Annotated in this window: 11 protein-coding genes; 4 read left to right on the plus strand and 7 right to left on the minus strand. The window is 73.0% G+C overall.

The features are described 5' to 3' along the window. Positions 1 to 44: 44 nt before the first annotated feature. From CTE05_RS16210 to CTE05_RS16220, 3 genes are read right to left on the minus strand one after another with little or no spacing between them, the layout of a single operon-like run. Positions 45 to 485, minus strand: coding sequence for a response regulator (locus CTE05_RS16210; protein WP_146847341.1), 441 nt, complete (start codon positions 483 to 485; stop codon positions 45 to 47). 22 nt (positions 486 to 507) lie between these two features. Continuing rightward, positions 508 to 2070: a sensor histidine kinase gene (locus tag CTE05_RS16215; protein ID WP_246123702.1), complete on the minus strand. Its 1563-nt coding sequence runs from the start codon at positions 2068 to 2070 to the stop codon at positions 508 to 510. Continuing rightward, on the minus strand, positions 2067 to 3248 hold the full coding sequence (locus tag CTE05_RS16220; RefSeq protein WP_146847343.1) for a PP2C family protein-serine/threonine phosphatase: 1182 nt from the start codon (positions 3246 to 3248) through the stop codon (positions 2067 to 2069). The genes CTE05_RS16215 and CTE05_RS16220 overlap by 4 nt, the downstream gene beginning before the upstream one ends. Before the next feature lie 255 nt (positions 3249 to 3503). On the opposite strand from CTE05_RS16220, the gene CTE05_RS16225 reads away from it, so the two are divergent. Both CTE05_RS16225 and serA read left to right on the plus strand, forming a co-directional pair. Continuing rightward, positions 3504 to 5729 (plus strand): HelD family protein, encoded by a 2226-nt coding sequence (locus CTE05_RS16225; RefSeq protein WP_246123703.1) that lies wholly within the window; start codon positions 3504 to 3506, stop codon positions 5727 to 5729. A 73-nt stretch (positions 5730 to 5802) separates the two neighbouring features. After that, the gene (serA, locus tag CTE05_RS16230) at positions 5803 to 7002 is read left to right on the plus strand and encodes a phosphoglycerate dehydrogenase (RefSeq protein WP_146847345.1); all 1200 of its coding nucleotides are present in this window, start codon (positions 5803 to 5805) and stop codon (positions 7000 to 7002) included. A gap of 55 nt (positions 7003 to 7057) precedes the next feature. Here serA and CTE05_RS16235 read toward each other — a convergent pair whose 3' ends face one another. Beyond that, entirely contained in the window at positions 7058 to 7258 is a 201-nt protein-coding gene (locus CTE05_RS16235) for a DUF5302 domain-containing protein (protein ID WP_146847346.1), read from the minus strand. Between the two features lie 112 nt (positions 7259 to 7370). Here CTE05_RS16235 and CTE05_RS16240 point away from each other — a divergent pair, with 112 nt between their 5' ends. Further along, complete coding sequence (locus CTE05_RS16240; RefSeq protein WP_146847347.1) at positions 7371 to 8393, plus strand: aldo/keto reductase; 1023 nt, start codon at positions 7371 to 7373, stop codon at positions 8391 to 8393. Positions 8394 to 8409: 16 nt separating this feature from the next. On the opposite strand, the gene CTE05_RS16245 is transcribed toward CTE05_RS16240, so the two are convergent. From CTE05_RS16245 to CTE05_RS16255, 3 genes are all read right to left on the minus strand, one after another. Next, a complete protein-coding gene (locus CTE05_RS16245) occupies positions 8410 to 10404 on the minus strand; it encodes a S9 family peptidase (protein ID WP_146847348.1) in 1995 nt (664 codons plus the stop codon). A gap of 45 nt (positions 10405 to 10449) precedes the next feature. Beyond that, a complete protein-coding gene (gene nrdR / locus CTE05_RS16250) occupies positions 10450 to 10974 on the minus strand; it encodes a transcriptional regulator NrdR (RefSeq protein WP_146847349.1) in 525 nt (174 codons plus the stop codon). Positions 10975 to 11388: 414 nt separating this feature from the next. Then, positions 11389 to 11796: a LysM peptidoglycan-binding domain-containing protein gene (locus CTE05_RS16255; RefSeq protein WP_146847350.1), complete on the minus strand. Its 408-nt coding sequence runs from the start codon at positions 11794 to 11796 to the stop codon at positions 11389 to 11391. A 315-nt stretch (positions 11797 to 12111) separates the two neighbouring features. Between CTE05_RS16255 and lexA the strand changes: the two genes are divergently transcribed. Then, positions 12112 to 12864 carry a transcriptional repressor LexA gene (gene lexA / locus CTE05_RS16260; protein WP_146847351.1) on the plus strand — a complete coding sequence of 251 codons (753 nt, stop codon included), beginning with the start codon at positions 12112 to 12114 and terminating at the stop codon, positions 12862 to 12864. Positions 12865 to 12897: the final 33 nt, after the last annotated feature.

A 12897-nucleotide genomic window follows, 5' to 3' on the forward strand; every position in this document is an offset into this window, starting at 1 on the left:
CAACGCCCACCCGGCACGAGTTCTTCCCGGCCTGGTCCTTCCGGTCAACGACCGGGGAGTCGCACGACCTCCACGAAGAACTCGTCGATCTGCCGCACGACCTCGATGAACCGGTCGAAGTCGACCGGCTTGGTGACGTACGCGTTCGCGTGCAGCGAATAGCTGCGGACCACGTCCTCCTCCGACTCCGAGGTGGTCAGCACGACCACCGGGATGGAGCGCAGGTTGGCGTCGGCCTTGAGGGCCTGCAGCACCTCGCGGCCGTCCATCCGGGGCAGGTTGAGGTCGAGCAGGACGAGGTCGGGCGTCGGGGCGTCGACGTGCTCGCCCTCCTTGCGGAGGAACTCCAGGGCGCTCACGCCGTCCGACACCACGGACAGGCGGTTCCGGAGCTTGTTGTCCTCGAACGCCTCCCGGGTCATCAGGACGTCGCCCGGGTCGTCCTCGACGAGGAGGACGTCGATGATCTTGGTGCTGTTGGGCACGGGGGTGTCTCCGTTCAGGGGCTCAGTCGTCGGCCGCGGGGAGGGTCCAGTGGATGCTGGTCCCCTCGCCGTCGGGCTGCTCGATCCAGATGCGACCGCCGTGGAACTCGACGATCTTCTTGCACAGCGAGAGCCCGATGCCGGTGCCCTCGTAGATGTCCTTGGCGTGCAGACGCTGGAAGATGACGAACACCCGTTCGGCGTACTGCGGGTCGATTCCGATGCCGTTGTCTCGACACTCGAGCTCCCAGGAGTCTGCCATGCGCGTCGCGCTGAGGTGGACCGTCGGGGGACGGGACGGGTCACGGAACTTGATCGCGTTGCCGACGAGGTTCTGGAGCAGCTGGACCAGCAGCGGGTGCTCGCCGCGCACGATCGGCAGCTCGTCGTGCGTGACGACAGCGCCGGACTCCGCGACGGACTCGCTGAGGTTCTCCAGCGCGTCGTCGAGCGCCACCGCGAGGTCGACGTCACTGACCTCGCCCCCGACGCGGCCCACCCGGGAGAACCCGAGGAGGTCCTGGATGAGCTGCTGCATGCGCTTGGCCCCGTCGACCGCGAAGGCGATGTACTGGTCGGCGCGCTCGTCCATCTGGCCGCCGTAGCGCTTCTGCAGGAGCTGCGTGAAGCTCGCGATCTTGCGCAGCGGCTCCTGCAGGTCGTGCGACGCGACGTACGCGAACTGCTCCAGGTCGCGGTTGGACCGGCGCAGCTCCTCGGCCTGCTCGGTGAGGAGCTCGTGCGCCAGGGCGATCTCCGCGCGCGAGGACTCCAGCACCTGCACCTGGTCGACGAGCGCGACGCGCATCCGCTCGACGTCGTCCGCGAGCGCGGCGATCTCGCCCGGCCCGACCGACGCGACGGGGTGTCGCAGGTCACCCGACGACACCGCCCGGGCGTCGGCGGCGAGCGAGTCGAGCGGCTCGAGGATCCAGCGCCGGAGCGTGACCCACAGGGCGATGCCCAGGGCGATCGCCGCCAGGACCAGCAGCGCCACGGTCCCCGCCGCCACGTACGTCCACATCCCGAGCTCGCCGACCGCGTCGGCACGCCGGTCGCGCAGGAGGTCGATGTAGTCCTCCGCGGCCGAGCGCGCCTCGTCGAAGAGCAGCCGGCCCTGCTCGATCTCCTCCGTCGTGACGACCTCGACGCCGCCGGTGCGGACCTCCTCCATCACCGGGATGGCGAACTCCTCGTTCCACCGCCGTCCCGCGTCCGCGGCCGCCTGCGCGGCCGCCGTCAGCTCCTCGTCGCCGCCCTCCGCCTCACGAGCGGCGAGCGTGCGGAACGACAGGTCGTCGGCCGCGGACCGCTCGTACGGCTCGAGCGTGACCGGGTCCCCGGTCAGGGCGAACCCGCGGACCGCGGTCTCGGCGTCGACCAGCTGGATGAAGGCGCCGTCCGCCTCGGTGATCGCCGTGAAGTACGTCTGCGTGACGGCGTCCTGGCGGTCGAACAGCCGGACGAGCACGAGCACGGTGCCGAGGACGACGACCAGGAGCGCGAGACCGGCCGCGATGATCACGGTCCGCAGCCGTCGGCGCAGCGTCGAGGAACGCCGCGCAGGCGTCAGGGCAACCGTCACGCGCGCCACCCGAGGACGACCACGGCCGCGTCGTCGACCAGGTCGCCGCCGTGCAGCTCGCGGACGTCGTGGAGCACGCGCTCGACGAGGTCGCCCTGGGCTGCGACCGCACCGTCGACGATGCGCAGGAGGCCGGTCTTGCCGAGGCGGTCGGAGCCGTCGCCGATGGTCGCCTCGAGGACGCCGTCGGTGTACAGCAGGATGCGCCAGGAGGGTGCGAGCTCGAGCCGCACGGGCGCCCAGCCACCGGGGACCGGGATGCCGAGGGCGCGCCCCCGCCCGTGGGTGGGCAGGAGGGTCGACGGCTCCCCGAGGAGCAGCGGCACCGGGTGGCCGGCGAGGTAGAGGTCGACCGAGCTGCGGTCGGGGGTGACGTCCAGCATGGAGACGGTCGTGAAGATCTCCGGTCGGGCGCGCTCCGAGATCAGGACGCGCTCGAGCAGACCGAGGAGGTCGACGGTCGGCACCTCGGCCAGCACGAGCGTCCGCCACGCGGTGCGCAGCGTCGCGCCGAGCGCGGCCTCGTCGGGTCCGTGCCCGCAGACGTCGCCCACGAGCGCGAGGACCGAGCCGTCGGGCCGTTCGACGACGTCGTAGAAGTCGCCGCCGAGCACGCCGTCGCGGCCGGCGCGGTACCCGACACGCACCTCGAGCCGCTGGTCGAGGACCGACGGCGTCGGCAGCAGCGCGCGCTCGAGCCGGTTGACCTCCTCGGCCCGCACGAGGCTGCGGTAGAGCGCACGGTCGGTGTCCTCGAGGCGGCGGCGCTGGATGGCGTAGCGCACGGAGCGACCGAGCGTCTCGCCGTCGACCTCGCCCTTGACGAGGTAGTCCTGCGCGCCCGCGGCGACCGCTGCGAGCCCGATGTCGGTGCCGGACAGGCCGGTGAGCACGACGACGGCGGGTGCGTCGGCGGCCAGCAGGCGCTCGAGCGCGGCGATGCCCATCGCGTCGGGCAGCCCGAGGTCGAGCAGGACGAGGTCGACGTGGAGCCGGTCGATGGCCTCGTCGAGCGTACGGACCCAGACCAGGTCGACGTCGAGGCCCGCGTCCGCGAGGTGCTCACGGACGAGGATCGCGTCGCCCTCGTCGTCCTCGACGAGCAGCAGGCGGACGGGTGCAGAACTCGTCACCGGGCCGCGGCGGATGTCGTCGGGGGCGGTGCGTGCGTCGCTCAACGGGCCTCTCCTCCCGACGGTTCACCTGCCACTTCTCGACAGGACCACCCGAATCGTAGGGGTCGCACACCACTGCCGCGCGCCATCTCACCCGGCCGCCGGGAGAGCCCACCCGGTCGGCTGCGTGCGACGAGGGCGCGAAGGTCGGATAATGGACGGCCGCTCCGAGCGTCGCGTCGTCCCTCGACGCGCGCAGCGGCGGAGGTACGCGCGGCCGGTGTCCCCGGCGGAACGGAGATCGCCCAGGTGTCAGGCATGGACAACGAGCTGGCCGTCGAGCAGGGCGTCGTCGACCAGCTGTACGGCCGGCTCGACGACCTGCGCGCGCAGACGCGGGCGCGCCTGGCGGACGTCCGCCGGGAGGGCCCGTCGGGGTCGCCCCAGAACCGCAGCGAGCGGGACGCGTTCGCGACGCTCTACGAGGACCGGATCGCCCAGCTGGAGGCCGTCGAGGAGCGTCTGGTCTTCGGCCGGCTCGACCTCGACGACGACAGCCGCCGCTACATCGGCCGGCTCGGCCTGACGGACACCGAGCAGACGCAGCTGCTCACCGACTGGCGGGCGCCGGCGGCGCAGGCGTTCTACCGGGCCACCGCCGCGCACCCCGACGGGGTCGTGCGTCGCCGGCACGTGGTGACCCGCGGACGGACGGTGACGAGCGTCGAGGACGAGGTCCTCGACCTCGACCTGCTGACGGGCGACTCCGGAGAGCGGTTGACCGGCCTGTCGGGCGAGGGTGCGCTCCTGGCGGGGCTGGCCGCGGGCCGCACCGGCCGGATGGGCGACATCGTCGCGACGATCCAGGGCGAGCAGGACGCGATCATCCGCTCCGAGCTCGGCGGCGCGCTCGTCGTGCAGGGCGGTCCGGGGACCGGCAAGACGGCCGTGGCCCTGCACCGCGCGGCGTTCCTGCTGTACGCGCACCGGCGGCTCCTCGAGCGCTCGGGCGTCCTGCTGGTCGGCCCGAGCCGCACGTTCCTGCGGTACATCGACCAGGTGCTGCCGTCCCTGGGCGAGACGGGCGTCGTCACGACGACCGTCGCGGAGCTGTACCCCGGGATCCAGGCGACGGCCACGGAGGACGAGGCCGTCGCCGAGCTCAAGGGCCGTGCGCTGTGGGGCAGCGTGGTCGCGCGCGCCGTCCGCGACCGCGAGCGGGTCCCGGCGCAGCCCGTCCACGTGCGCGTGGACGGCCACGACCTCGTCATCCGGCCGAACGACATCGCCTCGGCGATGGCGCGCGCCCGGCGCAACCACAAGCCGCACAACCAGGCCCGCGTCTCGTTCGTGCGGGACATGCTCGGCCGGCTGGCGGAGCAGTACGTGCTGCAGCTCGGCGGCGACGTGCCCTCCGACGAGCGCGGCGAGATCATCGAGGAGCTGCGCACCACGCGGGAGATCCGCATCGCGCTCAACCTGGCGTGGATGCCGATCACCCCCCAGAAGCTCGTCTCCGACCTCTGGTCCAAGCCGCACCGCCTCGCGTCGGCGGCCCCGCAGCTCAGCCCGCAGGAGCGCGCGATGCTGGTCCGGGAACCCGACGCGCCGTGGACCCCCGCGGACGTCCCGATCCTCGACGAGGCGGCCGAGCTGCTCGGGGAGGACGACCAGGCCGCCCGCGCCGAGGCGCGTGCCGCCTCCGAGCGGCGGGCCTCCGAGCTGGCGTACGCCCGGCAGGTGCTCGAGTCGACGGGAAGCGGCGGGATGGTCTCCGCGGAGATGCTCGCGGACCGGTTCGCGACGACCGGCCCCACCCTGACGACCGCCGAGCGCGCGGCCGCCGATCGGTCGTGGACCTACGGCCACGTGGTGGTCGACGAGGCCCAGGAGCTCTCGGCGATGGCGTGGCGCTCGCTGCTGCGGCGCGTGCCGACGCGGTCGCTGACGATCGTCGGCGACGTCGCACAGACGACCGCGACCGCGGGCGCGCGCAGCTGGGCCGCGCAGCTGGACCCGGTCCTGCGGTCGTCGTGGCGGCTCAACGAGCTCACCGTGAACTACCGGACCCCGGCGGAGGTCGCGGACACGGCCCGGCGGGTGGCCGTCGCGGCGCACCTGCCGGTGAGCCCGCTGACGTCCGCGCGGGACGTCGAGGACTCGCTGGTCGTGCAGCAGGTCGCCGACTTCGCCGCGGCAGTCGCCGAGAAGACGGAGAAGCTGGTCGCCGACGTCACGGACGCCTCGGGCGCCGGGAGGATCGCGGTGATCGCCGTCGACGCGCGGCTCGACGCGATCGCGACCTCGCTGCAGGAGGCCGGCCTGCGCCCCGCGCTCGGCACCGGGTCGAGCGCAGCCGACCTCGACGCCCCGCTCGTGGTGCTCAGCCCGCGCGAGGCCAAGGGCCTGGAGTTCGACGTCGTCGTGCTGGTCGAGCCGGCCGAGGTGCTCGACGCGAGCGCGGGCGACCTGTACGTCGCGATGACCCGGCCCACCCGCGCGCTGCACGTCCTGCACGACCGTCCGCTGCCCGCAGGCTGGTGAGCCGGCCGTCTCACGCGTGTCCGAGGGCCGGACCGCTGTAGGCCCGGAGGTCCGGGGGGCGCACCATAGGGGCGTGCTGAAGGCCCTGCTGCTCGAGAACCTCCACCCCCAGGCTCGCTCGATCCTCGAGACGGCCGGCTTCGACGTGACGACCCGCACCGGGGCGCTCGACGAGACCGAGCTCATCGAGGCGCTCGACGGCGTGCACCTGCTGGGCATCCGCTCCAAGACGCACGTCACCGCGGAGGTGCTCGCGGCGTCCCCGTCCCTCGTGGCGATCGGGGCCTACTGCATCGGCACCAACCAGATCGACCTCGCCGAGGCGGCCGCGCGCGGCGTCGCGACGTTCAACGCGCCGTTCTCCAACACGCGCTCGGTGGTCGAGATCGCGATCGCCGACATCATCTCGCTGACGCGCCGTCAGACCGAGCTCGACCGGGCCATGCACGACGGCATCTGGAACAAGTCGGCGACGGGCGCGCACGAGATCCGCGGCCGCACGCTCGGCATCATCGGCTACGGCAACATCGGCACCCAGCTGTCCGTGCTGGCGGAGAACCTCGGCATGTCGGTCGTGTTCTACGACACCGCCGAGAAGCTCGCCCTGGGCAACGCGCGCCGCATGAGCACGCTCGACGAGCTGCTCGAGACGGCGGACATCGTCACGCTGCACGTCGACGGCCGCAGCGGGAACGCCGGGCTGTTCGGCGCCAAGCAGTTCGCACGCATGCGCCCGGGCGCCGTGTTCCTCAACCTCTCGCGCGGGTTCGTCGTCGACTACGCCGCCCTGCGGGACGCGATCGTCGCCGGGCACGTGGCCGGGGCAGCCGTCGACGTGTTCCCCGTCGAGCCGAAGCGCAAGGGCGACCCGTTCGAGTCCGAGCTGCGCGGCCTGCCCAACGTGATCCTCACCCCGCACACCGGCGGCTCCACGGAGGAGGCGCAGGAGGCCATCGGCCAGTTCGTGTCCAACAAGGTGCGCGACTACCTGGCCACGGGGTCCACGACCCTGAGCGTCAACCTTCCGAACCTGGCGCTGGAGCAGCAGCCCGGCGTGCACCGCCTCGCCTACCTGCACCGCAACGTGCCCGGGGTGCTGGCGGCGGTCAACGCGACGCTCGCCGAGCACGGCGTGAACATCGAGGGTCAGCTGCTCGCGACCCGCGGCGAGCTCGGCTACGTCGTCACCGACGCCGGCGCCCGGGTCGACCCCGCCGTCATCGAGGCGCTCTCGAGCCGCCCCGAGTCCGTGCGCCTGCGCCTGCTGTCCTGACGCACGACCGAGGGCCCCGACCGGAAACCTGGTCGGGGCCCTCGGTCGTGCAGGCTCAGGCGGAGCCGGACTTGCGCTGGAAGCGACGCTGCGACGGGCCGGCGGTCTCCGAGCCGTGCACCTGACCGGTGTTGGTGGTGCCGTCCGCGGTGCGGTGCTGGTTCGACTTCTTGCGCTCGAGCGCCTCGCGGAACTTCGCCTTCGTGTCGTCGCTCACCGCCGCCTCCGTGGTCGCCTTGGTGTCGTCCTGGGCCATGGGCGTCTCCTTCGATGCTGTGTGCCGTCGGACGTCTGCGCCCGCGACCCGCTCAGCCTGACCGACTCGAGCGTGCGGCGCCACCTCTTCTCACGCCGGGTAGCGTCGGGACGTGCTCCCAGCGACCTCGCTCCCCCATCGTCGTGCCGGTGGGCTCTCCTGGCCGGTCGTCTCGTTGGGGCTCTGGCAGAACTTCGGCGAGACGACACCGTTCGCGGACCAGTGCGCCCTCGTCCTGCACGCCGTCGACCGCGGGGTCGTGCACCTCGACCTCGCGAACAACTACGGCCCGCCACCGTTCGCCGCCGAGGAGTCCGTCGGCCGCCTGCTCGCCGGCGACCTGCGCGGGCACCGCGACGAGCTGCTCCTCACCACCAAGGCGGGCTACCGCGCGTGGCCCGGACCGTACGGCGAGCACGGTTCGGCGAAGTACCTGCGGGCGTCCCTCGACGAGTCGCTGCGGCGCCTGGGGGTCGACAGCGTCGACGTGTTCTACAGCCACCGGTTCGACCCGAGCACGCCCCTGGAGGAGACCCTCGGCGCGCTCGACCGGGCGGTCCGGTCGGGCAAGGCGCGGCACGCGGGGATCTCGTCGTACTCCGCCGACCGGACCGTCGAGGCGATCGCCGTCGCCCGGTCGCTCGGGCTGCGCCTCGCCGTGCACCAGCCTGCCTACTCGTTGCTCAACCGGTGGGTCGAGCAGCCCGGCTCGGACGGGCGGTCGTTGCTGGACGTGGCCGACGACGCGGGCCTGGCCGTCGTCGCGTTCTCGCCGCTTGCGCAGGGCATGCTGAGCACGCGCTACCTCGACGGGGTCCCCGCCGACTCGCGGGCGGCCCGCGGCGGACCGCTGCGGACGGAGTGGCTCACCGACCAGGCGCTCGACCACGTCCGGGCGCTCGACGCGATCGCCCGGGCCGGGGGTCGGACGCTGCCGCAGCTCGCCCTCGCCTGGGTGCTGCGCGACCCGCGCGTCACGTCCGTCCTGGTCGGCGCGCGGACCGCCACGCAGCTCGACGAGAACCTCGCTGCGATCGCCCTCCCGCCGCTGACCGACGACGAGCTCGCCGCGATCGAGCCGCACGCCGTCGACGCCGGCATCAACCTGTGGGGCGTCCGGTCGAGCGACCGCTGACCCAGCGCGCGCCCTCTCAGCCGCCGACGGGCAGGTGCGTCGCCCACCACTGCAGCACGTGGTCGAAGCGGACCTTGCGGTGCTTCGGGTTGCCCGAGCGCGTGAGCTCGTGCCCCTCGCCCGGGAACAGCAGCAGCTCGGCGTGCACCCCGCGCCGCTTCAGCTCGACGAACCAGCGCTGACCCTGCTCGACCGGGCACCGCCAGTCCTGCTCCGAGTGGATGACGAGGGTGGGCGTGCGGACCCGGTCGACGTGCGCCATGGGCGACTGCGCGGCGAGCGTCGCCGCCCCGTCCGCGTCGTCGGCGTCCCCGAGGTACTCCAGACCGAAGAACCAGCCGATGTCGCTGGACCCGACGAAGCTGACCGGGTCGAGGAACCCGCGCTCGACGATCGCCGCGACGAACCGGTCCGTCCGCGTGGTGAGCCACGCGGTCAGGTAACCCCCGTACGACCCGCCCATGACACCGACCCGCTCCCCGTCCAGCGCGGGGTCCTCGAGCGCGGCGCCGAGCAGGGCGAGCACGTCGTCGGTGTCGACGGTCCCGAACGCCCGGCAGATCGCGAGCCCGTGCGCCCGTCCATACCCGGAGGATCCCCGCGGGTTGCCCAGCACGACGGCGTACCCGGCCTCGGCCAGCACCTGCACCTCGTCGAAGAGCCCGTGCGTGTACTGCGCGAACGGCCCGCCGTGGATCATCAGGACCGTCGGGTGCGGCCCGTCGCCGTAGCGCTCGGGATCCGGCGTCACCACCCAGCCGTGCACCTCGTACCCGTCGGGCGAGGTCGCGACGAGCTCGACGGGGGTGCGCGTCCGCCCGGTCGACCGGAGCGCGGCCGAGAGGTCGGTGCGGACCTCGACCGCGCCCGACGACCCGTCCACGACGAAGACGTCACCGGCCGATGTCGGCGTCGCCGCCGTCACCACCACGCGCCCGGACGCAGGGACGACAGCCGCACCGGACACGACGTGCGTGCCGCCGACGAGCGTGGTCGGGGTGCCGTCCGCCGCCACCCGGACCAGGTGCGCGGCGCCGCGGCGCTCGACCACGATCAGCGGGTCACCGCCGAGCTCCGCCACGACGGCCGTCACCTGGTCCCGCTCCGGGTCGGTGAGACGCTCGGGCTCGGCGTCGGGACGGTCGAGCGCCAGCCGGTAGAGGCCCGACTGGGTGGCGACGAAGTCACGACCGGTCGGTCCGAGGTCGCTCGCGACGAGCCACAGCGTGCTGCCGTCGGCGGACGGGAGCACGGCGTCGACACCGAGCGTGCTCTCCCCGTCCGCGTCGGTGACCGGCACCGGGGTCCCGGGGTCGACGGTCGGCGAGGCGTCGATGCGGACGACGTCGCTGCGCAGGTCGGTCTCCCGCGCACCGTGCCGGGCCGAGACGCCGACGAGGGCGTCACCCGACGGCAGCCACCGCACGCCGCTGACGCCGATGTCGCCCGAGGTCAACGCCACCGCCTCGGGCAGCTCCGCCGGACGGTCGCGGTCGACCGGGACGTCCACGACGAACACGTGCTGGGGGCGGTCGCGGAAGAAGCCCACACCGTCCGACCGGTACTTCAGCTCCGTGATGTGCCGCGGGTCCTCGTTCCCCGGCTTGCCGTCGGCGGCGTACCGACCCTCCTCCGGCACCCGGGCCACGTACGCGATGCGCGTGCCGTCCGGGGAGAACCTGGGCTCCGACGCGCCCAAGGGTGCGTCCGTCAGCCGGATCGGCTCGCCGCCGGTCGCCTCGACCACGTGCACCTGCGGCTTGCCCTCGGGCTCGGCCCGCAGGAACGCGACCCACCGGCCGTCCGGGCTCACCTCCGGCACCGTGTCGCGGTGCCCGCGGGTCAGCGCCCGCGGAGGGCCGCCATCCTCGAGATCGACCGACCACAGCCGGCCGACGTACTCGTCGGACGACAGGTCGGGGTGGACGACCGACACGACGGCGTGGGTGCCGTCGGCGAGGACCGTCGGCGCACCGGGCACACGGAGGAACTCGAGATCAGAAGGACGCACCCGACGAACCTATGCGGTGGCGCCGACACCTGCAGCGCTCCGTCCTCAGGTCGTGCGGACGTCCTCGTCCGTCGGTGTGCTCTCGTCGTCCGCGCCGTCGGCGACGTCGGGGTCGAGCTCGGAGTCCCGTTCCGCGCGCAGCACCGTGATCGCCGCCTCGAAGTCCTCGAGGGAGTCGAACGCCTGGTAGACGCTGGCGAACCGCAGGTACGCGACCTCGTCCAGCTCTCGCAGCGGACCGAGGATCGCGAGCCCGATCTCGTACGCGTCGATCTCTGCCGAGCCGGCTCCGCGGAGCGTCTCCTCGACCTTCTGGGCGAGCAGCGCGAGGTCGTCCTCGCTCACGGGACGTCCCTGGCAGGCCTTCCGGACACCGCCGGCGATCTTCTCCCGGCTGAACGGCTCGGTGGCTCCGGAGCGCTTGACGACCGACAGGCTGGCCGTCTCGACCGTGGTGAAGCGGCGGTTGCAGTGCGGGCACTGCCGGCGTCGCCGGATGGTGGACCCGTCGTCCGAGGTCCGCGAGTCGACGACGCGGGAGTCCGGGTGGCGGCAGAACGGACAGTGCACGGTGTCCCCCTTCGTGCTGGCGCGTCGACGCCGCGACATCTGGCCAGACGTCTGTCGGTGGCGATCGGGTCGTGAACGCCCCCGTGACGCTAGGCCACCCGTCCCGGCGTCGCAAGGCGCCTCGCGAGAGCGCTCGAGCAGCCGTCGGACCGGCTTCGTGCACCGCCTCGTCCGCGCGCCGGGTCGGTCACCGCTGGTGCGAGCCGGACGCACGAGAGCGGCCACCCGAAGGTGGCCGCTCTCGCGGGGACGCCCCCGTCCCAGGTCACGGACCGACTCGCCTCGGCACCGCGCTGTACTGCGGTGGACTCGAGAGTCCACACCTCCGGCCAGCCCCCCAGCTCGCCGTGTGAGGTAAGGCTAACCTAGCCTTGACTCGATCGGATGACAATCGCGCGGTCGTCGCTCCGGGACTCAGCTCGCGGGGACGACGATCACCTGACCGGCCATCAGGCCGGCCTCGGGGAGCTCGTTCAGGCGGACCAGGTCCACCACGACGTCGCGGACGTCCTGCGACGGGGCGGCCACCGACTCGGCGATCTGCCACAGCGTCTCCCCCGGCTGCACGACGCGCCGCACGACCTCCTGGGCCGCGACGGGCCCGTCGGCGGAGGCCTGGCTGCCGATCAGCGTCACGAGCGCGACGGCGACCGCAGCAAGGATCCACAGGACGGCGCGACCTCGCGCGGTGAGCCGGAGGTGGCCGGCGGTCGCCGTGCGCTCGGGCGCCGTGGCAGGGCGCGACACGCGGCCGGGCACCCGGTTCGTCGCTCGGCTCGACACGCTGTTCGGCATCGCCGGCCCCATGACCATCGCGCTCATCACGTCCCTCGTTCCTGCTCAGCCCGGTGTCCGGGGTACCGCTCCTCGTCACATCGCCGTCGAACGTCTGTTCGTCGAACGTCTGTACGATGTCTACCAGCATCCACCGACACTGTCGAGACACGATCGAACAGATGTTTGATCTTCAGCCGCTACTTCCCTAGGCTGGCGATGCAGCACAAGCGCACCACGAGCCACTGACACGACCGCCGGGACGACCCGTCGCCGCAGGTCAGGAGCCCGTGATCGCGAGCTGGTACAGGCGGGGAAGGCCGGGCGTGCTGCACGGCGACCGCCGGACGGAGGAGGAGCGCAGTGACGGACACAGGGGACGCGTCCCAGCCCGAGAAGGACCTGGCGACGGTCCACACGCTCCCGGACGGCGCGCCGGGATCGGACGGCCTCACGGCGCGCCAGCGCCTCGTGCTGGACACCATCCGCTCGTCGGTGGAGTCCCGCGGCTACCCGCCGAGCATGCGAGAGATCGGTGAGGCGGTCGGTCTCACCAGCCCGTCCAGCGTCAAGCACCAGCTCATGGCGCTCGAGCGCAAGGGGTACCTGCGTCGCGACCCCAACCGACCGCGCGCGATCGAGGTCGTACAGGCCGACGACTCGCGCGGCGTGGGCACCTGGACGGCCCCCGACGGCAGCCGCTCCGCGTTCCCGGACCAGGGGGACGGCGAGCGCCTGCCCGCACCCTCCTACGTCCCGGTCGTCGGCCGGATCGCCGCCGGAGGACCGATCCTCGCGGAGCAGGTCGTCGAGGACGTCTTCCCGCTCCCCCGCCAGCTCGTCGGCGACGGCGACCTCTTCCTGCTCAAGGTCGTCGGCGACTCGATGATCGACGCCGCCATCTGCGACGGCGACTGGGTCGTCGTCCGGCGTCAGCCGGTGGCCGAGAACGGCGAGATCGTGGCGGCCATGATCGACGGCGAGGCCACGGTCAAGACCCTCAAGCGCATCGACGGCCACGTCTGGCTCATGCCGCACAACCCCGCGTACTCGCCCATCCCGGGCGACGAGTCGACCATCCTCGGCCGCGTCGTGAGCGTCCTGCGCAGCCTCTGAGGTGCTGTCGTCGGGCCGCACCCCGGGCGGGGT

It is taken from the genome of Cellulomonas terrae (assembly GCF_007990265.1).
In the GTDB taxonomy this organism is placed as follows: Bacteria; Actinomycetota; Actinomycetes; order Actinomycetales; family Cellulomonadaceae; genus Cellulomonas; species Cellulomonas terrae.